Here is a 24203-nt window from a genome sequence, read left to right on the forward strand (position 1 = left end):
GAGTCCGAGCAAGATAACCCCAGAGCAGCACAATTGAATTACTCTTGGCTTTCCCATCTGAATAATAAACTAGTAGTTAAGGCATCCTGAGGTTGAGAGAATAAATAGCCCTGACCATAGTGGCAATTGAGGGCTTGGAGTTGAGATAATTGCTGAGTGGTTTCTACTCCTTCTGCAATCACTTCCATTTCTAGATTGTGGGCTAACATCACAATGGTGCGAGCAATTTGCAAGGGGAAATTCTGAATATTTTTCAGAGCTGAACCTGAAGCAGAATCACTCTCAATTGCGCCCATACGACTCACAAAAGAACGGTCAATCTTGATAGTATTGATGGGAAATTGGTGCAGATAACTTAAAGAGGAATAGCCAGTCCCAAAATCATCAATACATAAACCAATCTGTTGCTCTTTTAGTTGTTGAGCCAAAGCGGCAGAGGTTGGCGGGTCTTCGAGTAAGCAGCTTTCGGTAATTTCCAACCTCAAATAACGTCCTTCTAAACCCGTTTCCTGAAGAATTTGCTTGATTTGGTGGAGGGCATCGGGTTGCAAAAACTGTTTACTAGAAAAATTCACATGGATGATGAGAGGCTCTACAAGTTGCAGGTTTGTTTGGGTTGCAAGTTGTAGGTTAGACGGTTGAAAGTTAGAAAATGGGTTTGAACTGTTAACCTGGGTAACGTTTCGGCTGGCTTCACTAGCGCCCCGTTGCGCTAACAACACCTCTTGAGAACCTTCAACCTGCAACCGACTAACTTTCAACGCATCTTGCCATTGGCGTAACTGGCGACAAGCCTCACGCAGCGTCCACCACCCTAAAGGAATGATGAGTCCGGTTTCTTCTGCAATGGGAATGAATTCCGCAGGGTAAATCAGACCTCGTGTGGGATGTTGCCAGCGCAAAAGTGCCTCAAAACCTGTAATCTTGTGGGTGAGCAAAGATACAATCGGCTGATAGTGAAGCTGAAATTCTTGGTGTTCCACAGCGCGCCGCAAATCTGTTTCCAATTCCAGGAGAGCCACGGCTTTCTGGTGCATGGTGAGGTCGAACACTTCATAACGGGCTTTCCCTAACGCTTTTGCCCGGTATAGCGCCGTGTCAGCATCCCGCAGGAGGTCTTCGGGTCGGCCATAATCGATGGGATCAGCGTCCGGACTTACCTCTCGACTTAGGACGATACCGATACTCACCCCGGTGAAAACCTCATGTCCGTCTAGATTGAACGGTGCTTTTAACGCCTGCTGAATTCGCTGGGCGACATGGATAACTGGGTTAATGTCTTGGATATCCTCTAGCAGGATGGTGAACTCGTCTCCCCCTAACCGGGCAACGGTATCTTCTGCGCGTAAGCAACTGGTTAACCGATGTGCGATCGCAATCAGTAGCTGATCCCCAATCAGATGCCCCAGGCTATCGTTAACGACTTTAAAGCGATCCAGGTCTAAAAACAAGACCGCAAATCGATAGTTAGGATGCCGTTTCGCCCGCTCCACCCGATGGCTCAAGCGATCCATAAATAATGCACGATTGAGAAGTCCTGTCAAGGGGTCATAAAAGGCCCGTTCCCGCAGTTGCTCTTTGGCTCGCTTGCGTTCCGTAATATCTTCCACCGTGCCTTCGTAGTACAGTAGCTCCCCCGTGTTGGTATCCCTCACCGCACGGGCATTTTCGGCAATCCAAATCACACTGCCATCTTTACGATAAACCTGGGACTCAAACTCTAAAACCGCATCATTTTCTTGCAGCAGGTGAATAAACTCAGTGCGTTGGTTTGGCTCGACGTACAACTGATGCTCGATATCCGTCAGTCGTTCCATGAGTTCCGCCGGAGATGAGTAGCCATACAACCGTGCTAGGGCTGGATTCGCCGAGAGATAGTGTCCCTTCGCCGTCGATTGAAAAATTCCTTCGGAGGCGTTCTCAAAAATGCTGCGATATTTGGCTTCGGCTTGTCGTAAGGCATCTTCCGCACGCTTGCGCTCCGTAATATCTGTAATAAAGCCTTCAATCCCCAAAAGCTCCCCAGTATCATCAAATACCCCATGCCCCTTCTCCCACACCCACTTTTCCTGACCGGATTTTGTGCGGATGCGATACTCCACGACATAGGGTTGTTTTTGAGCCACACCCGTGTCAATAGAGGCCAAAACTTGGGGTAAATCCTCTGGATGGGTAATCGCATCAAATGAGACAGAGCGATTGCCAATTAATTCTTCACTGTTATACCCTGTTAGACTCAGGCAACCTTCACTCAGGTAAGTCATTGACCACGCGGGATCACTGGCACAAGAAAAGACAATTCCAGGCAGAGCATCAATCAAACTCGCAAGGCGTCGCTGACTTTCCCGCAGTGCAGCGGCACTTTGTGCGGCTTGGCTCAAGATTTGCTTACGCTGAAGCACTAACCCCAATTGGGTTGCCACGGCGGAAACCAGTTCAACTAATTGTCGGTCTTCTGGGTGGGGTTCAAACATGAAAAAGGCCAGCACCGCGAGGACTTGCTCATCCGCCACAATCGGCACACCAAACCCAGCCTTGAGTCCATAGACTTTTGCCAGAGGGGAACGGGCAAAAAAGCTCTCTGGCTCAATCGAAACATCTCTAATCCACAGGGGTTGGCGCGATGACCAAACTTGCCCCGGTAGTCCAATCCCAGGAGCAAAAGTATACGTCTGGCTGTGACGCCGAAATTCTCTCAGGGGATGGGTAAGAGGTAATTGAGGAAATTTTTCCTTGTCCTCAGTCCCGGTATCCCTAACTTCCTGGCTGCACCAAGCGGTTGAGCATTCTAAAACGGCACCGTCGGTACTCTTAATCCAGGCTTCGCCAAAATCCCAATGGGTTGCCTCGCATACCTTACGTAAGGCGACTTTGATTGCCGTGTCAAAATCGGGCGCTTCACTGATAGACTGAGTCAGCGATTGCAAGAGCTGAAGTTCTTCGGTTGCTCGCTTACGCTGTGTGATATCAGTAATGAAGCCTTCTAGAGCCAACCATTCTCCTGTGGCAGAGGAGATACCGTGACCTTGTTCCCAGACCCATTTCTGTTCTCCGGTTGCCGTTGTGATCCGATATTCTATCTGATAAGGTTGGTTCTGCTGGAGAGCAGCTTGCACTTCATGCCTGACGCGATCACGCTCGCCTGGATGAATAATGGTACTCCAAGAAATCTTGCGGTTTTCGATTAAGTCTATCGGGTGGTAACCCGTCAGACTCAAACATCCTTCGCTGACAAACTCCATCATCCAGCCCCAGTCATGGCGGCAACGATATGCCATTCCCGGCAGATTTTTCATCAAGGTTGAGAGGGTACGCTGGCTTTCGGACAAAGCCTCCTCTGCTTGTTTGTGGCGAGTAATGTCAAAGGCACTGGCTAAGACTGCTGATTGTCCTTGAAAATCAATGGTTCGCGTTGTCACATCCAGCCAGCGAGCTTTACCCATTTTTGTCAGAATCTTGATTTCGTAGCGACTCTTAACCAGAGAATGGGGGTTGGTAGGGACTGGAGCGAAGTTTTGGGGGTTTGGGGATGAGGGGGCGAAGGGATGAAGGTTTGTTGATAATTCGGGATTTGAGTGGAGGAATTCTTCCCTCTTTCCTAAAGCTCCACTTTCCATGTCTCCCTCTCGCATCAGGGCGTGGTAGTCTGGATGCAACAAATCCCAGACGTTCATCCCCAGTAACTCAACTTGAGAGTAACCTGTCATCGTGCACAGTGCCGAGTTAACATAGCACAGATGAGAGTTCTGGTAAATGAACGTGGTTGCCGCCATCGTTTCTGCCAGTGTGCAAAACTTGACTTCACTTTCACACAGAAGTTGTGTTGTCAGTTGTGGCTGGTACGTTGTGATGTTACCAAAGACGACCAGCATGGCAGCTTCGCCGTTAAAGCTCAGCCATTGCAGGGAGACAGAACTCCACAGGGGGGTACCATCTGCCTTCTGCATTCTGACTGTGTAATCGCGGAGGTATCTCTGGCTGGTGAACACTTGCAACAATGTCTGCCAGTCAGTTGGGTGATAGTAAAAGTCTAGGGTATGGCGATCGCCTCGGCTGGGCTGTCCTGCCCTTTCGCTAATCTCCTGAATGTCAAGAATAAAGGTTGAGCAAAAACATGCATTGGCATAGAGAATTGCACCGTCTGAAAACCGAGAAATGACTAAGGGAACTGGGATCGCGGCATATAGATCTTGCCAAACATCGTTTTGATGCTCACCAACCACCAGTTGTGCTGGCGGGGACGGATCGGAAAGGATTTTTTGTGCGATCGTAGCTGGTTCCACTGCTATAGTTAGCTCAAATAAACGGCTGCTGTGTCTGACTTCTCGAATGCTCCACGCCTTTTTACGATTCTCATGAATCAAAGCTGCCATTGGCTGAATGCAAGATCCAACTTCAAGCTGCCAACTTGTACACAACTAAGTGACCGAGTTGACAAGAGATAGCACCGTGAAGGGAGTAAACTTTTTGACCTGAACACAAAGCGCAAGAATTACAATGCTCACGCTTAAAAATAAAACCTGCTAAAACCGCAAACGAGCTAGCTTCGTAGTGCTCAGCTCTGCTGTTTGCCAAGATATGGACTTTAGAATTACAAGATTACACTAAGTTCTGTACCTATAAACTGCTAAATAGGCTACACTTTTTTTTTATTATCAGAAACGCTTTGGTTCGAGCCAGCTAACGGCAACAGCAATTGGTCAGCTTTAATTGATATCAATTAGCGTTTAATTTCACAATTTTGTTATCTGTTGATTTTGTTAGATGCCCAGAAATTTACTACTTACAAAAAGACACCTTACACCCTACCTATTTTTACTTCCTGCCCTGCTCGTCTTGAGCCTGACTGTCTTTTGGCCAGCACTTCAAGCGTTTTATCTAAGTTTTACTAGATATGAATATGACCTCACTCAAACACCCCAGTGGATCGGTTTGGCAAACTTTGAACGTCTATGGATAGAGTTTGGGAAACCAGGCTCCGTGTTTCGGAATACCATGGTGAATACCCTGTTGTATCTGATTATCGTTGTACCCCTTTTAGTCATCCTGCCCTTAGGTCTAGCGCTTTTAGTCAACCAGAAGCTAAGGGGAATCAACTGGTTTCGAGCCTCTTTTTATACGCCTGTGGTGATTTCAATGGTGGTTGCTGGGCTTGCCTGGAAGTGGCTTTATGCAGAAAATGGTCTTTTCAATCAATTCCTTGCTCAACTAGGTTTCAAAGATGGTATTCCCTGGCTAACTCACCCCAAATGGGCACTTTTTAGCGTGATGGCGGTCACGATTTGGAAAGGATTGGGCTATTACATGGTAATTTATCTGGCTGGTTTACAATCTATTCCGGCTGATCTCTACGAGGCGGCGGCACTGGATGGTTCGGATGGCTACTTGAAGCACTGGGATATTACTGTTCCGTTAATGCGACCTTATCTCATCTTGGTAGGCGTGATTTCTGCCATTTCGGCAACGAAGGTATTTGAAGAAATCTACATCATGACTCAAGGGGGGCCGCGCAATAGTTCCAAAACCATTGTCTATTATCTGTATGAGCAAGCCTTTTCCGAGTTGGAAATCAGCTATGCTTGTACAATTGGACTGGTCTTGTTTTTAGCTATTTTGGGGTTATCGATTTTAAATCTAAAATTATCACGAGGGCGGATTAGCGACGCGATCGCTAATCGTTAGCTCGATTACATCCTTCAACGCGGGTGCCCGAAACATGCGTCAACTAAAGAACCGTAAGCTTTTCCTTCCACAGACAAGAAACCCATTAAATTAAAGATGGAGAGAAAAAATCCGCTTATAGAAAGCGATAGATTTTTGAGTTTTTCTTGATAATAACTGTTGCCAACGGAGGAAAAGCTATGTCTATCTTCAAGTGGTTACAACAGGCACTTCAGTCCGTCGGGGAAGGAGTAGTTTTGATCATTATTCTTGATATTATTTTCAATGAGCTGTTCCCAACTTTCTTATCCGTCAACCAGAAGTGTATTTTCAGGATTTCCTGACAATTAAGCTGTGATGGGTGTCATATTGAGAGATTGACTTTTAGGGTCTTCAAACCGAATTGGGTTAGTGGCCCAACTCTTGAAATCAGGCGCTAGTCGAATCAACTGTTGCAAAATCTCATCATTAATACACAATATCAGCGGAAAAGGAAAATGTTTGGGAAACTCATTCCGAACTAAATTTGTTGCAGTTAATAGTTCCTCGATCGCAACGACTGACTCTAGACCGAAGACCATCAAAGCTGGCGGTGGTGGTTCTTCAATAGCGGAGAGGATAGTGGTAAATAGAGTATTTACCGATGGATGCAGAATCAGTTCCTGGATTTGAATAACGCAACGTTTTGACAATTGTTTCACCACCTGCCGCCGCATTGATGAGCAGTTGCAGCACATCAAGATTAGGGAAAACTGACCTTGGGACATTTGGATGGCTCTTTCCAGTTTTTTGAATGAGCGCTTGTTGCTGACAAATACAGCTTCCAATTTTTCGTTTTCTGTAGTAAAATCTTTTTCCATTTTTCTAAAAACTCAATCGGTTACTCAATTGATTATTCGTAGAGAAATTTCGTTAACTTCCTGATATCGCATGATTGGCCGAGGTTTGCTGCTTAAAACAACACTCAATGGTTGGAGAAATTCCTAAAATTGTAATAAAACTTATAATCTCACAGAAATTTTCCAAAAGCACCACCCACTAGGTATTCTTTAATTTGTAGCTACTGCGCGAGTCCGTACCCCTCACGCTCACTAGTTAGGGTGGCAGCTTAAAGACTGTTTACCTTTCTTTCCTCGCGTTTTCTGTATAAAGAGCTTTTCAAGCCGCCTTGTTGCTTTAGAGTAAGATTCGGAGGACACAACTCTGTTCAAATCCATTAAGGGGTTATAAAGATTTTGACAGGTAACAATTTTTTTTAGCTTCCGCCAAAAGGAGGATGTCAAGTTTGCAATCTGCCATTTTTTGAGGTTCGAGCCTAACTCTTCCAGCGCGACCAGCGAAATAAGGGATTGACTTGGGCAACGTCGCCTCAAACAAACTACAGGAATTTACGACCTCTCTCAATTATTAGGTGAACCAATAATCCCAGAATTGACTCGTTCTCGGAGTCAGTTCAATCAGACAGCAATGACACAGATGTTTTTTATACTTCATTCCAACTCCTCTTATTCTTTCTGGTTCCTCCCTGAGCGGTACAACTTCCTGAGTATATTAGAGCTTATTAGCTCGAAAAACTCATTTAAATCAGGAACTTTATCTAATTTTTATCTAAGTAAATGTTGGAAAAAGTGATCAATGTAACGGTTCATAAAATGTTAACTGTCCTCTAAAGATAGATAGCTTTACAAATTGTCGATAGTGGTAACAATTTGTGAATATTTTATGTTCATTAAATAACAAAAATCCCTGTAGTTTATAAGTTGGACTTATGTTACCTCCTAAATTTCGTTAAAATCGTTCCTTCACAGAACCTTCATAATCAGGCTTATTGAACTTCCTACTCCATCTCACTTCTTCCGGGAAAATCGGACGAGCGACTTAGATGTCAGAAGTTCAGCATCGAGCCATTCAACCCTTCAATCGCTTCTCGGAGTGGCTTCTAGCAGAGTGCGATCGCCTCTTGATCTCCATCGGCAATCCCCAATTGCTTACGGTACGGTTTTTTGCAATGCTATAGTCTTTGCTCTGCAACCTTTCCCCCGCTAGTCAAGTCAATCCTGATTAGTCCAAGATGCTGGCGTGAATAGTTTTATATCTAGTGCGGTACCTATGAAGCGGTTTCTCAAAAACATATTAGAAGCCTGTGCAAACGGGCTTGTATCTTTTAGCCGCGCTTTTGGGCGTCAGGCTTGGTTGGTATTCTTATTTATCTTGGGCTTAAGCATAGCGGTGTTGAAGCCAACGGCAGCGCTTTCTCAGACAAAGTTGAATGATATTCAAGGGCATTGGGCACAACCTTGTATTGAACAGCTCACACAACGGCAAATTCTTAGGGGTTACCCAGATGGTACATTTAAGCCGAATGCGCCCGTAACTAGAGCCGAGTTTGCCGCTATGTTGGGGAGCGCTTTTCCGGATGCTCCTGTCGTCCGCACAGGGGGAAAGTTTGCGGATGTTCCCACCAACTCTTGGGCGAGTGAGGCGATTCGTAAGGCTTACCAAGCAGGATTTATCGCTGGTTATCCAGGTGGTGTCTTCCAACCCAATCAAAAGATTCCCCGTGTGCAGGCATTGGTGTCTTTAGCCAGTGGGTTAAAGTATGTAGCGGCTCAGCCTACCCTTGAGACATTGAATGGCGCTTTCGCTGACGCCACTGGAATTCCTGACTATGCCAAAGGTGCGATCGCTGCTGCCACAGAAAAACAACTGGTAGTTAATTACCCCAATGTTCGCACCCTCAATCCCAATCAGTTTGCGAGTCGAGGCGATGTGGCGGCTTTCTTGTGCCAAGCGACTGAAACCACAGCGCTTGTCCCTTCCCAGTACATTGCCAAAGTGGGAAGCTCAACCTCTAATCAGGCAAAAACTGAGTTACGAGGGGTATGGCTCACGAATATTGATAGCAATGTCCTGTTTTCCAGCCAGAGTGTAACCGATGCTATCCAGCGCTTGCAAGAGCTGAACTTCAATACACTTTACCCTACCGTTTGGAATTGGGGATATACCCTCTACCCCAGCCAAGTAGCCGAAAAGGCGACAGGCAAAGCCGTGAGACTGGTTACGCCGTTAGACGCCAAGCTTAACCCAGACTTAGGCTCACAGGGGCGAGACATGCTCAAGGAGATGATTGAGCAGGGACATCAAGCCGGCATGAGAGTTATCCCTTGGTATGAATTTGGCTTTATGGCTCCCTCTTACTCTGAGTTAGCCAAACGCCATCCAGATTGGCTCACCCAAAAGCGAGACGGCGTCAAGATTCAGGTTCCAGGAGGCGTAAAGCCTGAGGAGAGAAAGCTGCATGAGATTGTTTGGCTCAACCCCTTTAAGCCAGAAGTACAGCAGTTCATCCAGGATTTAGTCGTTGAGGTGGTGAGCAACTATGACATTGATGGCATCCAATTAGATGACCACTTCGGCTTGCCCTCTGACTTCGGTTACGATGCTTACACGGTGCAATTGTACAAAAAAGAACATCAAGGTAAAGCGCCTCCCACTGACCCTCAAGATGCCGAATGGGTACGCTGGCGAGCCAACAAAATTACTGATTTCTTAGGAAAGTTATTCCGAGCCATTAAAGACCGCAAAAAGGATGTGATCATTTCCGTTTCTCCCAACCCCCAGAAAGATTCCTATCAATTCTATTTAGCCGACTGGGCAACTTGGGAACGGCGCGGCTTTGTAGAGGAACTGATTGTGCAGATTTATCGGGACAACTTCAACACCTTCATCAAAGAATTAGAGCAACCGGAACTTAAGGCGGCAAAAAGTCATATTCCGACCGGAATCGGCATTTTGAGCGGGTTAAAAAATAAACCCATTTCCCTGTCACAAATTCAGCAGCAAGTTGAGGCCGTGCGACAACGGGGATTTTCTGGGGTATCGTTCTTCTTCTACGAAACCTTGTGGAATAATGCCTCAGAATCGTCCAACCAGCGTCAAGAGGCGTTTCGCTTAATCTTCCCCATGCCAGCGAAATCACCAGAGGTTTCCCTGGTAGAAGAAGAAGAACTAGCGAGTTAATCAAAATTCTCCCTCTCGTTTGTAACGGGAGCATCCCAAATGTGCAAATTGAAACAAGGGTGAGGAGAGTTTATCTTAAATTCTCCCCCGCTCCTCCGCTCCCAAGGTGGGGGGAATCTGATACTTTTCAGATTCCCGATGAGCCATAACCAGAGCTTAATCGATCTCCTGATACTCTTCTAGAGCTGCTAGTAAGACATTAACCAAAGGATGATCGATTAACTCTTTTAGTGCCTCAATACTTACGCCCTTCAATGCCTCTACAACTCGCATTTTTAGGGTAGGATTACTTTCAATATGCTTAATGACTTCTATAACAACAATCTGTTTTTCCAGAGGCGTACTCGTGGGATAAGTTTGCTCTAGTTGTTGGAGTAATTTCTGAATTTTTGCTGCTGCATCTGATACAGTTCGCCGCTCAATTAGATATTGGGTTTCAACATTAATCGTTCTACTAGCCATTACCTTAACAATCTCGATTAAATCGATACTCTGATGGCGATATGTAGCTATCTCTTCATAGGTCGCTTGGAGCTGATATCGATATATTTTGTCTATAACTTTCAGTTGATGCTCGTACTCTCGCTTGAGCGAATGTTCGATGTCTGTTTTATTGACTTCATTGGGAACACTAAGCCGGATAACTAAAGTACCATCGTTCTTATTTTCAATAGTCTGAAGCGATAACTCTAGAATTCCCGTTTTAATTTGAATTTTTTCAAAGGAAATGAGAAACGCTTGCCAATCAATTCCGTTAGAAAAAATCAAATCGACAGTTTCTAAAGCCTTTTGAAACAAATTAGTAAATTCCCCTGGCGCAAAATTTCCCTGAATGGGACGACGTTCCTGTTGATCAACTTGTAGGTAGATATAATCACAAATCACATCTTCTAAATTTGTGGCACTGTTCGTATGCCAATCTTGCAAACAAGCTCCTGTGAGTATCGCTTTGTAGAGGTTGGAATGTAGCGCTTTAGTTCTATGTAGGTTTGCTCTACTGAGGTTGGCTCCAATCAAGTTGGCATCAATCAAGTTGGCTCCTTTGAGGTTAGCTCCCCGGAGGTAAGCTCCACTGAGATTTGCCCCAATCAGTTTAGCTCCACTCAGGTTTGCGCCGCTGAGTTTGGCTCCAATCAGTTTAGCTCCAACCAAATCAGCCCCGCTCAGGTTGGCTTTAGTGAGATCCGCGCCACTCAGGTAGGCTTTATTCAGGTTTGCCCCAATCAAGTTGGCCCCAATTAAGTCAGCACTACTGAGGTCAGCACTATTAAGGTCAGCACCAATTAAATCGGCCTCACTCAAATATGCCTCACTCAAGTTTGCCTCATTGAGCTTTGCCCCGATGAGATCCGCCTTGCTGAGGTCTGCCCTGCTCAAGTTGGTTCGACTCAGGTCTACTCCACTGAGTTTGGCACCTCGAATGGTAATCCTTTTGCCATTGGCAAAACTGAGATTGGGTCTGATTTCGGGGTTGTTGGCTTTCCATTCATTCCAAGCTTCAACCCCTTGCCGGAGCACAGAGAGATGTTCCTCATTTGCCATCGACGGCAAGCCTGTCAGCTTGATTCGTTTACTGTAGCGTTAACCTAGCGCTGCTCTGCCGACCAGAAAGGCAATTACTTTGGCGGTCTAATCACAAAATTAGTCCAGCTAATTTTATCTGCCCCTTCTTCGGCAATACCTAAAACCACCTGATGATCAAGGTTTTAGGCAATTAACCTAAATTGTAAATTATCTTCACAGGATTTCGACAATTCCCTGCTGACCATCAATTCGCACCCGTTGACCATCTCGTAACAGTTGAGTGGCGTTGTGAATATCCATCACGGCTGGGATACCATACTCTCGCGCCACAATGGCACCATGAGAAAGCCGCCCACCCACTTCAGCAATCAGACCTCCAGCCCGTGCCAACAGCGGTGCCCAACCAGAATCTGTATAAGGTACAACGAGAATGGTTTGTCGGTCAATATCTGAAGCCGCTTGTAAGTTGCTCAGTACCCTCACCCAACCCTCGACTTGTCCTGAACTGGCACCAATGCCTTGCAGTCGCTGCTGAGAAGGGGAAGAATCTGTCAAAAGAGGAGCAGGAGGTGAATTGCCATAGAACAATAAGGGAATGGTGGTGAGTTGACGATGCTGTTCGAGTTGCGATCGCCTCACCTGCAAAACTTCACGAATATGCTCTCTGTGTGCGAGGTCATCACTGTCAGCCCAACGGCGAATTTCGCTAAGTTCCAAGAAGAAAATATCTCCAGGGCTATCCAACAAACCCGATTCTAGCCAGACTGACTCTAGCGCGACAAAGCACCAGCGTAGATGAGCCAACAGTTGAGAGTAGATTTGTGTGACTCGACCTTTCAAATTCAGACGTGCCTGAACGAACTGAGCTTGCCAACGCTGGGATTTAAGGGGTTGAGCGGGCGGTAGGGGGTTGGAGAGAAACTGCGCGAACATCTGCCGAATCGGTCGGGGGTCTTCTTTCCATGTGGGCACAGCAATATCAGTGCCCACTTCGCTGAGGTAGCCATACTCTTGCAAAAACTGGTCAAACTGTTCCAAAATGCTTCGACCATCGGGGATTTCCGCTAAGGCGGCAAACAGGGAGGCCGCGCTATCCTCTACATTAGGCGATCGCCGTAACAAGGGGCGGGCATCTTCTGCGAGTCGAGCCAGCGATCGCAAGCTGGCTACCTCTGGTGTCTGGCTATTATCCAATTCGTCATCCTGAACCCGCATCACCGCTTGTCGGAAGGATGCACTCAGGGGCGCGAGAATGCTGTAGTAAGTCGCACGTTTCAACATCTCCAAAATCAGGTCTACTCGCTCTAGGAGTGCACAGGGGGATAATTCAGACGCTGGCTGAAGTTGTAATTGCTCTAGGGTAGGAGTAAAAAACTGTTGATAATCTGATTCAAAATCCTTATCTAAACGCCATTCCCGACCCAGCAAGCGCAGCAATCCTGGGAGGTTCCGCAGAGTGGAACGTAAAGGTGGCTTGGAGAATTTCGCCCCCCTGGTGAGAAATTCCAGACTTTCCGGCGGCAACCCCATGCGCCGAAAAGTTTGTCCTAATAAGGTGGCATTGAAGTAGGCACGGGAGTAATGCAGCGTTGCCGTTTCGGTGAAATCCAGTCCCTGTGCCCGTTCTCCTAAAACCACGGTAAAAATCTCTCCCCAAACACCGCAAGTCAGAGGTCGATTGATTGACCAAGTCAGGGGTCGAATCACCCCCGGAATCACTTCAGCCGCAATCTTGCGTGTCCAGATCGGTTGCAGGGTGGTAATGGGTCGTGATTGCAGTATCCACAATTCCTGACCGTCATAACTCCATTCAATATCTTGGGGTATTCCGTGATAACGAGCCTCCAATTCCCGCGCGACAATCGCCACTTGCTCAATTAAGCTCAGGGGTAGGTCGCCACTGCCTTCAATTTGAGCTGAAGGTTCGGATTCGGTTTCCGGTGTTGCGTCTTGTGCCAGATAGACTCGATACTGCTCTGGAGTGACTCGACCAGAGACGATGCGTGTGGCATTTCCTGGCAACCCTTCAATGATTACCGCATCACCTTGTTGGGAGATGGGGTCGCGACTGAAGGCAACACCGGAAAAAGCGCCCTGGATTTGTTGTTGAATGAGGACAGCCATGGATTGGTCTGGCAGTTCCCCTGACGCGGAGCGATTCGCTTGAGCGAAATCCCGTCGATACTGGATAGCCGTTGGGTTATGGTAGGACGCCAAGACTTGAGTAATGGCCTCTTGCAGGGCGGGCCTACTGGTAACATTCAAAATGCTTTGATATTGTCCGGCGGCAGAGGCGAGTTCTGAGTCTTCGCCAATGGCTGAAGAACGCACCACTAGGGGTTCAGAGTCGGAAACGGTAAGGTATTTAATCAGAGGTTCTGGGTCATCACCAGGAGGGAGTACCCAACCCGGAGGCACGGAGTAACCCCAGCGTTTGAGCTGGGATAGGGTTGCAGCTTTTTGTCCAACCTTTTGAGCTTCTAGTTCCTTGCTCAGAGAAATGATGGCGCGATCGCCTCGAAAAAAACGAAACATAGGTTCAGATTCTGCCTTGCTTTCCCCTGGGGGAAGGTCTAAATCATCGGGAATTTTTTGATAAATCCAAGCAACTAATCCACCTAACGCCGCCGCCGCAACAACTCGCGCCAAGTCATGAGGAGCTAACAAAGCCAAGATGAAAGGAAATATGATTAAGACGCCGATGCGTCCAGTGGTGCGATTACGAACAATGGTAAAGCTAATGCCCCCAATCACAAAGACGAGTAGCGCCGCTCTCCAGTCATGAACTACAACGCCCCAGACTACATTCGTCGTTCCTGCGCCTTTACCCATCCAGTAACGACCCATGACCAGCATAATTAGAGCAATCAGCTCCCACGCCGCTTGCGTAGGCTGATTCCAAAAGAAATAGCGCGCCAGTAAAACAGCAGCAATGCCCTTTGCCGCCTCGGATAGCACCGCCAGGATACCTACCCAGCGTCCCCCGTGGTAAAAAGCAGCTGAAACGGACACATTGCCTGTACCGACGTGTGCGAGTTGACGCCCCGTCAGTACATAAGTAATCCAGGCAATCAGGGGAAGACCACCCAGCAGAGGGCAGACTATAAAAATGAGTAAAGCACCCCAAACCTGCATTAGCGTCATGGGACTTGTCAAAGCACTAAAATTTCTTTCATCCTACAACTGCCCGTTAAAGAAGTTGGGGACATTGGGGGGTTAAGGGCTGCTCTCCTCTTTTGTATTGACAAAATGCATAAAATGTGAAAAAAACGGTGCGATCGCACAGTAGGACGCGGTACCGTCTATTACGCTATTGCGTATATTCTCGGTAGTTTGAGCATCAGTACTCTTGATACAACGGATAGATAGCCGGAAATATAGTAAGTGAAGTCGGTTAAAAATCGCTGTTACTTGAAAAAATCCACATAAACAAAAAGCGCCCCCTTTCAGAGAGCGCTTTTGATTCAGCTAGAAGCTAATTCTTAGCCATTAATAACTGGAGCTTGGAGAGCAACGGGAGTAGCCTCACCCGAAGCTAAGTCCAGAGGGAAGTTGTGAGCATTGCGCTCGTGCATTACTTCAAAGCCCAGGTTAGCGCGGTTGAGTACATCCGCCCATGTGTTGACGACACGACCTTGAGAATCGAGAATGGACTGGTTGAAGTTGAAACCGTTCAGGTTGAAGGCCATTGTGCTGATGCCCAATGCGGTCAACCAGATACCAACGACCGGCCAAGCACCTAAGAAGAAGTGCAGAGAACGGCTGTTGTTGAAGCTAGCGTATTGGAAGATGAGACGACCAAAGTAGCCGTGAGCTGCAACGATGTTGTAGGTTTCTTCTTCTTGACCAAACTTGTAACCGTAGTTTTGAGACTCGGTTTCGGTGGTTTCACGCACCAGAGAAGAGGTGACCAAAGAACCGTGCATCGCAGAGAACAAGGAACCACCAAACACACCAGCCACACCCAGCATGTGGAAGGGGTGCATCAGGATGTTGTGTTCAGCTTGGAACACGAACATGAAGTTGAAGGTTCCAGAGATGCCCAGGGGCATACCATCAGAGAACGAACCTTGACCGATGGGGTAAATCAGGAACACAGCCGTAGCGGCGGAAACTGGAGCGCTATAAGCGACGCAGATCCAAGGACGCATTCCTAAGCGGTAAGAAAGTTCCCACTGACGGCCCATGTAGCAGAAGACGCCGATGAGGAAGTGGAATACAACGAGCTGGTAAGGGCCACCATTGTAGAGCCACTCATCAAGAGAAGCTGCTTCCCAAATGGGATAGAAGTGCAAGCCGATGGCGTTGGAAGAAGGAACAACTGCACCAGAGATGATGTTGTTGCCAAACAGCAGAGAACCTGCAACAGGCTCACGGATACCATCGATGTCCACAGGAGGAGCAGCGATGAAGGCAATGATAAAGCAGGTGGTAGCGGTTAAGAGGGTAGGAATCATCAGGACACCGAACCAACCCACATAGATACGGTTGTTGGTATCGGTGACCCAATCGCAAAAGCGATCCCACAGATTGCCGCTTTCGCGACGCTGTAAGGTGGTTGTCATGGTTTGAATGATTACGAGTGAAGTTTTTTATTAAGTAAGGCAAACAATTTTTGCCTTGTATGTCGATACATCTTATTGAGATGAATTGGGAATTTCTACTGTTTTTTATATTTATTTAGATATATTTAAGATACTACATGAATTTATTTTAAGATTTATTTGAATGCCCTTAAAAAACGACTGCAACTGATGGCAATTTGACCATCGAATACTAGCAATAAGCGAGGGAAAGGCCTTGCGCCTACATGTAGCAAATAGCATAGTCAGTTGCGTAAGTTCTGTATACCTCTTAAAGTTCTAGTACACAGAACACCACACCAACATCGGCAGAACTTACGCAAAAACTATCTCAAACCCTTGTTTTTTCCGGCCTTCTGTGTCATCTGTTGTTCGTTTTTTCAGTGTTGCGCCTAAGTCCTTACCGGGAAGAAATGCATCCCCCCGAAGATAGGTTTGTTTCGCTAACTGGCGTAGCTAGCAGTTCCTAGGCAAGTAAAGACAAGGGTCGTGCTTCCTCGAAGTTCAGTATAGTCGTTGATTTACCAGCCATCCTCCTCCCGGTTAGATTCGCCCCAAATCTCTAAGTCCATTTCATCCAGGTAAATCAAAGCACTTTGGATTTGTCGGCTGGTACCTCGCAATTCTAAGTCGAACCAGCCATCATCTCGTCCATTGGGTCCCAACAGAGCAGCCGCGATATTCACTGTGACACCGTGATCAGAAACAAGGCGTGAAATGACAGGTTCCTGATTGTATTGTTTGGGAATGCGAAGGCGAATACGAGTTTGAGTCGGTCTATCCGCGCCCAAAACATCAGTATCGCTGTTTAATTCCATGGGTTTGAGGGAATGATCTGGAAAACCATTTGTGCTATAGGTATTCATCGGTTGCCTCCTATTCAACTTCAACATCTTTAATGTGGGTTTTACGCTCTAAAATTTCTTTGAGGATCAGAGTGACGAAGGCCAGACAGCCAAGCAGAACAGCGGCTGAGAAAGCGACCTGAGTTTCATACTGTTTATAGGCTTCTTCGACAAACAGCGGCAGATTTGAGTTTTGCCAATCAAGTTGCCAGAGACAATTGTCCTGTTTCCTGAAGAAAGTACGGTTAATCGCTAGGAATACCGTATTTTAAAATACTGACAATACAGGATATTAGCGTAGATACCAAGATTTGTCTGTAGTCAGCGTACAACAGATAGAGCGACTCGATGCGCTCTGCCATTTACCGGGCAAGAATCATCCCATTTAGCAGAGCGGGCTTTCCGCCCACCCCACTTAAAGGAACACAATAGTTTTGGGCTTGGTAGTTGTGAAAGAAGGTGCTAAAATATCAAAGCGTTGGACATAGCAATGATATTCCTGCATAATTTGTTATGCTGACTTTAGATGCTGGTGTAGCTCAGGGGTAGAGCAGCGGTTTTGTAAACCGCCGGTCGCAAGTTCGAATCTTGTCACCAGCTTGTAGGTGAATTTAGCTTTTAGGACTGGACAAACGTCCACTCCAACACCTTGATGGGTGCTTTCTGAAGCGCCTGTGTGAGTTCCGTGTTATCTTTGAACGTTACTTGCTCCAGGGCAATAGCCTCAATATTGACGGTAAAGGGTTCCGGTTCAAAAGGCCAGGGTTTCACTGTTACCTTCCCATCGTTCATCTGCACCACATCGTAGCGCTTGCCACTTGGCCCTTTAGCGATTTCTAGTGCCCGTTCACCGACAGGTAAGTGACGTTGGCAAAGGATGAGTGAGAGGCGATCGAACATTTGCATAAACGCATAGGCGTCCTCCACGTCCTTCTTCGTCAGTTTTAAGTCCTTACGCCAATGCTCTTGATGTTCCAGTTGTTCGTCCAAAAAGCGATCCATTTCCGCTGATTCGCCACGTTTGCCCTCATTGAGAAAGCTCATGTGCTTTGAGATGAGCAATGCCACCCACCGTCCCCGGTAGAGGGCATTTTTCGCCATCTCTCTCAACTTTTCCAGGGACGTGGACGGGTCGAGGGTAAAATCTAGGGGTGTACCTGCTGGAGTGAGTTGGTTCTCTTCCCATTCTTTCTCTAAATCGTCGTGATGGGATATCGCCGCGATCGTCTCATACAAGCGAACGGGTGAATTTTCTTTCTTCCAATGTCCCGCCAGTTGAGCCGCCAGTAAAGCGTGGGCGCGATGATAAATCACTTCCCAGCCCTTCTCATCTTGGTTAACAATCACAGAATCTTTATTCTCCTTCACAGAATGCACTGGTATTGAAGTGTGACATTTCCCCCCCTGAGTTCCCCTCTCTCTACAGGTAGGAGAAAGGTATGCTGGGTTCATCCCGTTTTTATAACAATACGGTTGGCGGGGGAGCATTTTAGAGATGAACTCTCCTTAGCCTTCTTTAAATTTGCACGTTTGGAAGGCTCTCAGGTATGCTTGTGCTCATCCAATCCATGGGCAACACTCCTAATCGACGAAGTGACGATTAAATGTAAATGATTAGGAATTTAGTTTCCGACGTGCTGCCTCTAAAAGCAGGCGTTGTTCAGCACGAGCGATCGCGTGATGAGTGCGTTCTACCTCATTAATATCGACGGAAATCGACGTAATGCCCCACTGGACTAATGCATCAATTAAGTCAGGATATTGAGCGGGTGCTTGACCACAAATTGAGCAAGGAATGCCGATATTCTTGGCTGTCTCGATGATTTGTTGAAGTGCACGGCGAACCGCGAGATGATTTCCATTCAGGGAGGAACCTAACTCCTCTCGATCGCGGTCAGTTGCTAGCAATAATTGAGTAAAATCATTGCTTCCAATTGAGATGCCTTGAACCCCAGCTTTGACGTAATCGGACAGGAGAAATAGCACCGAAGGCACCTCTGCCATAATCCAGAGTTGGAACTGGGGATTATCGGTCAATCCAGCTTGTTCTACACGGCGACGGCAAAAGCTAAACTCTTCCACAGTACGAACAAAGGGCAACATCAGATTGACGTTGGTATAGCCGATCTGGTGAACGCCTCTTAGCGCTTCCAATTCTAAATCAAAGCAGGTGGGGTCATCCAAATAGCGAAGTGTGCCGCGCCTGCCTACGATCGGATTCAGTTCTGGTTCTGAGGGTGAGGTGGTACCTGTAAGAAGTTGTAATTCATGCGATCGCCAATCTAAGGAGCGATAAAACACCGGTCGAGGTGAAAAAACCGTGGCGAACTGAAGGAGAAGATGGGTAAGACGTGCCACTAACTCTTTGCTACGTCCCTGTTTCAACCAAGTACTCAAGGGGTGATTGTCCAAGGCATCAAGCATCATGAGTTCCGAACGCAACAACCCAACCCCATCCACTGGGAGAACACCGATTCGTTCGAGAGAGCTAGGTTGGCTCAGATTCACGAGCAATTGAGTGGCAATCGGATATGGGTTATAAGGGATAAGAGCTTGAGGATTGAGCATTGGAGTTTTCCCCATGCTATTATCCTGACGACCCAGTCGATGGATTTCTCCCTGATCCCCATCCAAAAAGAGAAACTCGTCGGTTTGAATGAGTTGAGTAATATCGGTAGCACCGACTACAGCGGGGATACCTAGTTCTCTGGCAACAATTGCCGCATGGCTAGTCATTCCTCCCCGTTCTGTCACGATACCTACCGCTGATTTGAGCCAAGGTAGCCAATCCGGAGAGATGTGAGGGGCAACCCAAATTTTTCCGGGGTGTAGCTTTTCCAGATTGAGGTTCTCACTCTTAAACACTTGAGCGGGCGCTGTGACTCGTCCTGCCGCTGCTGGTAATCCTCTAATGATCTGAGGCGTGAGGCTTGAGGTTGGAGGTTGAGTAGACATGGCAATCTGAGAGCCAATGGCTCTGGGTTGAGGGACAAATTGCGTCAAATACAGCTGAGGTTCTGTGCTGCCGGGGGGTTGACAAAGTGTCCATTCTATAAAAAAGGTTTGAGTCAGTTCAGCGGCTAAGCGTTGGCATAGCTCAATGAGTTGCTTGAGGTATTTCTCGTTTAATGCGTATTGTTTTTGTTGTTCTTCACCGAGTATATAAGCTTGTAAACCACTCTCTGTTAAGGAATCACAGTCGGGTTGGTTCTTGAGACGATAGGCGCGGGTTTTGCTGCCGAGGAGTGAGGAGACGACGGTGCCACTGTCTACTTGCAATTGGTAGGTATCTGGCAGCACTTCACCCTTGGTTAAAACTTCTGCCATGCCCCAGGTGGCTTGAATTTTCCACTCATTCACGTCAGCTTCGATTGTGCCAGAGGCGATCGCCTCCCATAGGGGTTGTACCAATACAGCCAAATTCAGTTGCTGGATCTTGATGCCGTTACGCTGCCAATAAAACAAGCTTCTGGCGCGAAAGAGTTCTCCCCACACTCGTTTTAATGAGAGGATGAGGGCGTCTGGCACAAGATGACAACTGTGGGATTGTAAAATCTCCAGCGGCAGAATACGGGCTGGATTGAGGCTGCTTAGTGCCGTCGATAAGGGTTGTGTCCGAGATTGAGGGTCTAAGGGATGACGAAAAATGCTACTGTTTGCTAATTGCATCGATACCGAAGGGTGCAAAATCGCGACCGATGCACTTAGCTCTTGAGTTGCCGTTAAGAATGAGCGAGTCCAAGCGGGTGGCAAAACCACATTGGCGATCGCTTGACGCATGTGTTGGGCGACTCGCTGCAACTGGCGTGGATTGTCTACATCTACATGAAACGATGAATGGGGCAAGTCGGCTAATAGAGGTTCCGACTCACCCAACAGTTGGATCAACTCCCAAAACACACTTGTGGGAATCACAAAGCCTGGTATAACCGGGTAGCCACGCTGCAAAAGCTGGCTTAAGTGGAAAGCTTTCTTTCCCACCAGAGGGAGTTCTGAAGATTGAATGTGATCGAGCCAGTAGAGATTATCCAAATTTAGACTTCAGTAGGTCATGAGTTAGGGGTTAGTCGTTCGTGGGAATGACTAAGCTAAGCTAACAATCTGCCAAGAAAGTCGGTTTTAAGAGCCGAGATTTCTTGTGGGATGGCCATCTTGCGCGTCCGAGTCATGCCAGTTTAATGGACAACTGCTGAGTAACAGTCCGACTCACAACTAACGACTAACTTTAATTACCAACAACTCGCCAACCCAGATCAACCTGTATTTCGCATTCCAGCGGCAATGCCGTTGATGGTTAACAAAGCCCCACGTAGGAGTTCACCTTTACTGTACCGGGAGTGGATGACCGTTCCTGAAGCCGTCTGGCTGCTGTGTTGGCGTAGGCGTTTTAACAAGGATACCTGTAAGAAGCCCAGGGGGACGATTGTGCCGTTACGCAACTGTACCGATCGCTGTAACTCTGGATCGCCATCGAGAAGCCGTTTGTGTCCTGCGATCGACAGGATTAAGTCGCGAGTCAGGTGGAATTCGCTGGCAATCTGATCAAACAAGCGCTCAAAGCGTTCCAGATTTTCCGGACTTGACAATTCGCGCACATAGTGGTGAGCAATTTGTAAATCCACCTTAGCCAGCGTCATCTCGACTTTGGACACGACCATTTTGAAGAACGGCCATTTGAAGTAGAAATAGCGCAGCAGCTTTAAATTCTCCTCTGGGTCTTCATCCAGAAAAGCTTTAAGAGCGGTACCGACACCATACCAACTCGGTAGTAAAAAGCGGGTTTGAGTCCAGCTAAACACCCAAGGGATCGCCCGGAGACTAGAGAAATCTTTCTTCCCCCCCCGACGCGAAGGACGAGAGCTTATTTGCAATTGGCTAATTTCTTGGATGGGGGTGACTTGATGAAAGAAATCCAGGAGGTCGGGTTGCTCATAAATCAGGTCGCGGTAATGAGCACGCGATCGCGTCGCTAACTCTTCCATAATTTGAGTCCACGGCTCGATATCATCAAAGCCGGTTCGCAGCAAGCTGGCTTGAATCACTGCTGTTGTCACAGTTTCCAAGTGATAAAGAGCCAATTCTGGAAGAGAGTATTTAGAGGCCAGCACCTCCCCTTGTTCCGTAATCTTAATTCGTCCATTGATACTGTGACCCGGTTGCGCGAGGATAGCTTCATAAGCTGGGCCACCACCACGCCCGACAGACCCCCCACGCCCGTGAAAGATGCGTAGGCAGATACCGTACTCCTCCGCCATTCTCTGAAGTGCTTTTTGAGCTTTATGAATTTCCCAGTTGCTACTCAAGAAACCCGAATCCTTGTTACTGTCCGAGTAACCCAGCATCACCTCTTGCAGGTTGGGACGTAGGGGTGAAGGTTGTTCGTTTAGCGTTTCCCCCAAGGGTAGGTCGGTAGGTTGAGGGTGATCTGGGCAACGTTCAACGTTTAACGCTTCATAGCCTCCTGCTAGACAGGCGCGATACAGCAGTAGGTCAAACAGCGATTTCATCACCCCTGGAGCACGCTTCAAGTCTTCCACGGTTTCAAACAGGGGCACAACCTGCACGCTGCTTTTTCCCGTCGCTGGATCGTAGAGTCCCGCTTCCTTGGCGAGTAATAATACTTCCAACAAATCGCTGGCCTCGTGGCTCATGCTGATGATGTAGGTTTGACAGACTTGGGGACCAAACTCCTGCTGCAACTGCCGCAACATGCGGAAAGTCTCAATGGCTTCGCTGGTTTTCTGGGAAAAAGGCGCTTCCGCAGGAATGAGAGGGCGTCGGGTTTTTAATTCAGCCGTTAGCCATTGGGTTCGCTCTGCCTCGGATAGCTCATTGTAGGGCTTGGGCAAAATTTGCAGGTACTCCGCAATCTCATTGAGCGTGTCTGAGTGGCGGCTGCTTTCTTGACGAATATCCAGGTGTGCCAAGTTAAAGCCATAAATTTCCACTTGACAGATCAGATTTTCTAACTCCTGGCAGCTTAACCCGGTCACGGCTAAACTGCGCTCGATCAACCGCAATTCTGCCAAAAACTCCGCACCTGAGCGATAAACACCAGAATTGTTCGTTTCGTTCAGGTCTTGTTGCAGGGGCTTTCCATCGTAAAGGCTGTAAAGTCTGCGGTTACGATCGCGCGTATTTTCCAGCCGTTGCTGCACATACGAGAGCTTGAGTCGGTAAGGCTCTTGTCGGTAGCGAATCGATAGCTGTTCGTAAAGCTCTGGCATTTGGGAGCGGTCTTGCTCTAGAGAATCTAATAACTCCGGTAAAACATCACTCCAGTGTAAAGAAAGACTCAACAAATTAATCAGAGACCCGACCGACTGTATATATTTTCCGAGTACCAATCCGCGCTGATAGCAGGCTGTTTCCCAGGTTACTTGAGGAGTTACAGAAGGGTTACCATCCCGGTCTGATCCCACCCAAGAGCCAAATTTGCAGAAGTTATGGACGGGAGGTGTCAGCCAAGGGAAAGACGAGTTTAAGGCTTGCTTCATCCGGTAATACAGTTGGGGGATGGCCTCAAACAGTACCTCCTGAAAATAGTGGAGTGTGTAATCGACCTCATCCAGCACACTGGGCTTGAATTGGTGTAATTCATCGGTGCGCCACCACAGACGAATCTCTTCCATGAGTTGTTCGGTATAACCCTCGATTTCCCAAGACGAGGTCAATCCCAAAGACCTAGAAGCTTCCTCCGCTTGGTCTAGCTGTTTTAAAATGCGAGCAATGCGTCGCTGTTTGGCTCGAATCGTATGGCGGGTGATTTCTGTGGGGTGAGCGGTGAAGACTAACCGAATATCCAAATTTTCGATCATCCGCTGAATTTGCTGCGGTGGCACATTCAGCTGTTGCAAGTGAGGAAATAACCAATGAAACGTGCCTGATTGTCGTTTGGAGGTTCCGTTATCCTGCCAGCTTCTTTCCAGAAAGTCCGCCATGGGGTCAGCATTCTGAGTTTCTGAATGAAGCGTGTTGCTAGAACTGTTGGCCAAATTCCCATTTTGTTTCGGGAAGGCTTGCTTGGACGGCAAAGCCTGATTAGCAGTAGCAGCCTTGGAAGTGGCGCGTCGTGAGAGTTGTTGATCGCGCTGCTCGTAATGCTGCTCAACAATGTTAATGAGCTGGAAGTAAAGAGCAAACGCCCGTGACGCCCGAATCGCCGCATTGAGGTCGAGCTTTTCGATTACCTTAGGAACAGAGGATTCTGGTAAGTCGGTGGCTTGTCCCTCTGGCGAACACAAGTCGCGGAGTTGCTTAAGCAAATCAACTAATTCCTGACCGCATTCGGATAGGAGAACAGACCCCCACAAATCTTCTACAACTTTGAGACGATGGCGCAGAAACAATTCGGAGGTAGAAGAGGCAGCAATTTCCTGATCAGACGAGTGAATGAGGGAACTCATAAAAACCTCTTGGCAGTTCGGAGACCCACTCCCTTTTTGGGGTGGTAGGAGGACGAGAACGAAGATACGGCGAATTCTCGCCGTTTTAAACCTAGCCGTGCGCCTCACAGGGGCTACTCTGCTGCACTCTCCAGTCGCACTCTGGAGTAGAGGCTACCGATATT

At 47.5% G+C, this 24203-nt stretch carries 11 protein-coding genes, 1 tRNA gene and 1 pseudogene; 3 read left to right on the forward strand and 10 right to left on the reverse strand.

What is annotated here, in order from left to right:
- Window positions 1-38: 38 nt before the first annotated feature.
- Window positions 39-4373: a PAS domain S-box protein gene (locus NDI48_01535; GenBank protein MEP0829884.1), complete on the reverse strand. Its 4335-nt coding sequence runs from the start codon at window positions 4371-4373 to the stop codon at window positions 39-41.
- Window positions 4374-4764: 391 nt separating this feature from the next.
- On the opposite strand from NDI48_01535, the gene NDI48_01540 reads away from it, so the two are divergent.
- Window positions 4765-5682: a sugar ABC transporter permease gene (locus NDI48_01540; protein MEP0829885.1), complete on the forward strand. Its 918-nt coding sequence runs from the start codon at window positions 4765-4767 to the stop codon at window positions 5680-5682.
- Window positions 5683-6008: 326 nt separating this feature from the next.
- On the opposite strand, the gene NDI48_01545 is transcribed toward NDI48_01540, so the two are convergent.
- Entirely contained in the window at window positions 6009-6521 is a 513-nt protein-coding gene (locus NDI48_01545; GenBank protein ID MEP0829886.1) for a hypothetical protein, read from the reverse strand.
- Window positions 6522-7770: 1249 nt separating this feature from the next.
- Here NDI48_01545 and NDI48_01550 point away from each other — a divergent pair.
- On the forward strand, window positions 7771-9681 hold the full coding sequence (locus NDI48_01550) for a family 10 glycosylhydrolase (GenBank protein MEP0829887.1): 1911 nt from the start codon (window positions 7771-7773) through the stop codon (window positions 9679-9681).
- 156 nt (window positions 9682-9837) lie between these two features.
- Here NDI48_01550 and NDI48_01555 read toward each other — a convergent pair whose 3' ends face one another.
- The 5 genes and pseudogenes from NDI48_01555 to NDI48_01575 form a co-directional block, all read right to left on the reverse strand.
- The gene (locus tag NDI48_01555; GenBank protein MEP0829888.1) at window positions 9838-11223 is read right to left on the reverse strand and encodes a pentapeptide repeat-containing protein; all 1386 of its coding nucleotides are present in this window, start codon (window positions 11221-11223) and stop codon (window positions 9838-9840) included.
- Window positions 11224-11418: 195 nt separating this feature from the next.
- The gene (locus tag NDI48_01560; GenBank protein MEP0829889.1) at window positions 11419-14349 is read right to left on the reverse strand and encodes a glycerol-3-phosphate acyltransferase; all 2931 of its coding nucleotides are present in this window, start codon (window positions 14347-14349) and stop codon (window positions 11419-11421) included.
- Between the two features lie 338 nt (window positions 14350-14687).
- The gene (gene psbA, locus NDI48_01565) at window positions 14688-15770 is read right to left on the reverse strand and encodes a photosystem II q(b) protein (GenBank protein ID MEP0829890.1); all 1083 of its coding nucleotides are present in this window, start codon (window positions 15768-15770) and stop codon (window positions 14688-14690) included.
- Between the two features lie 539 nt (window positions 15771-16309).
- Window positions 16310-16606: an NIL domain-containing protein gene (locus tag NDI48_01570; protein ID MEP0829891.1), complete on the reverse strand. Its 297-nt coding sequence runs from the start codon at window positions 16604-16606 to the stop codon at window positions 16310-16312.
- A gap of 58 nt (window positions 16607-16664) precedes the next feature.
- Window positions 16665-16855, reverse strand: a pseudogene (locus tag NDI48_01575) (sulfate ABC transporter permease subunit CysW).
- 306 nt (window positions 16856-17161) lie between these two features.
- Here NDI48_01575 and NDI48_01580 point away from each other — a divergent pair.
- Window positions 17162-17233: transfer RNA gene (locus tag NDI48_01580), tRNA-Thr, on the forward strand.
- Between the two features lie 18 nt (window positions 17234-17251).
- Here the strand turns inward: NDI48_01580 and NDI48_01585 are convergent.
- The 3 genes from NDI48_01585 to NDI48_01595 form a co-directional block, all read right to left on the reverse strand.
- Complete coding sequence (locus NDI48_01585) at window positions 17252-18010, reverse strand: DUF3891 family protein (GenBank protein MEP0829892.1); 759 nt, start codon at window positions 18008-18010, stop codon at window positions 17252-17254.
- Between the two features lie 237 nt (window positions 18011-18247).
- Window positions 18248-20665, reverse strand: a complete 2418-nt coding sequence (locus NDI48_01590; GenBank protein ID MEP0829893.1) for a PEP-utilizing enzyme — start codon at window positions 20663-20665, stop codon at window positions 18248-18250.
- A 221-nt stretch (window positions 20666-20886) separates the two neighbouring features.
- Window positions 20887-24039, reverse strand: a complete 3153-nt coding sequence (locus tag NDI48_01595) for a phosphoenolpyruvate carboxylase (protein MEP0829894.1) — start codon at window positions 24037-24039, stop codon at window positions 20887-20889.
- Between the last annotated feature and the right edge of the window lie 164 nt (window positions 24040-24203).

This window comes from Microcoleus sp. AS-A8, from assembly GCA_039962225.1.
Lineage (GTDB): Bacteria > Cyanobacteriota > Cyanobacteriia > Cyanobacteriales > Coleofasciculaceae > Allocoleopsis.

Bases quoted from the DNA above. Each gene is read 5' to 3' on its own strand.
- NDI48_01535 (MEP0829884.1), bottom strand. From the start codon at position 4,373: ATGGCAGCTTTGATTCATGAGAATCGTAAAAAGGCGTGGAGCATTCGA.
- NDI48_01540 (MEP0829885.1), top strand. From the start codon at position 4,765: ATGCCCAGAAATTTACTACTTACAAAAAGACACCTTACACCCTACCTA.
- NDI48_01545 (MEP0829886.1), bottom strand. From the start codon at position 6,521: ATGGAAAAAGATTTTACTACAGAAAACGAAAAATTGGAAGCTGTATTT.
- NDI48_01550 (MEP0829887.1), top strand. From the start codon at position 7,771: ATGAAGCGGTTTCTCAAAAACATATTAGAAGCCTGTGCAAACGGGCTT.
- NDI48_01555 (MEP0829888.1), bottom strand. From the start codon at position 11,223: ATGGCAAATGAGGAACATCTCTCTGTGCTCCGGCAAGGGGTTGAAGCT.
- NDI48_01560 (MEP0829889.1), bottom strand. From the start codon at position 14,349: ATGACGCTAATGCAGGTTTGGGGTGCTTTACTCATTTTTATAGTCTGC.
- psbA (MEP0829890.1), bottom strand. From the start codon at position 15,770: ATGACAACCACCTTACAGCGTCGCGAAAGCGGCAATCTGTGGGATCGC.
- NDI48_01570 (MEP0829891.1), bottom strand. From the start codon at position 16,606: ATGGAATTAAACAGCGATACTGATGTTTTGGGCGCGGATAGACCGACT.
- NDI48_01595 (MEP0829894.1), bottom strand. From the start codon at position 24,039: ATGAGTTCCCTCATTCACTCGTCTGATCAGGAAATTGCTGCCTCTTCT.